Genomic DNA, 535 nt, shown 5'->3' with positions numbered 1-535 from the left:
CCGTCTTGATCGTCTCGCCGGGCGAGAAGGTCAGATAGCCAGAGAGACTCGTATAGTCATTGATACTGGCCGTCTGAGAATTTGTCTCCCAGTTGACCGTAACCGCCGAAGTACCCGGAGCGTCCAAACGCACGATAAAGTCGACGAAGTCCTGCCCTTCGCCCACCACCACATCATCCACCAGAATGTTCGGCTTGATCGAAGGGGTGGCATCATTCGCGCCGATTACCGCCGTCCCGACCGCGTCCAGGGTCGTAGCGTTGACCAGGTTGCTGATCACCAGATTGAAGGCTTCCGATCCCTCCGTTACGGTGTCGTTGGTCAGCGGTACCTTGACCGTATGCACGGTCTGGCCCGGCGCGAAGTTCAAGCTGCCACTGACAGCGGTATAGTCCGAACCCGCCACGGCACCGCCGTCCTGGGTGGCATAGTTCAGTGATACCACCAGCCCGCTGGGACGGTCCAGTATGATGACGAAGCTGGCTTCACCCGCCGCTTCGTCGATCACGAAGTCGCTGATCGAAACCACCGGCGT

At 59.3% G+C, this 535-nt stretch carries 1 protein-coding gene; it reads right to left on the bottom strand.

The window, feature by feature from the left end:
• Positions 1-535, bottom strand: a 535-nt coding sequence (locus ABI_RS08350) for a Calx-beta domain-containing protein (RefSeq protein ID WP_040308716.1), incomplete at both ends; no start/stop codon positions are given.

This window comes from Asticcacaulis biprosthecium C19 (assembly GCF_000204015.1).
In the GTDB taxonomy this organism is placed as follows: Bacteria; Pseudomonadota; Alphaproteobacteria; order Caulobacterales; family Caulobacteraceae; genus Asticcacaulis; species Asticcacaulis biprosthecius.
This window is presented reverse-complemented; position numbering and strand designations above follow the sequence as displayed.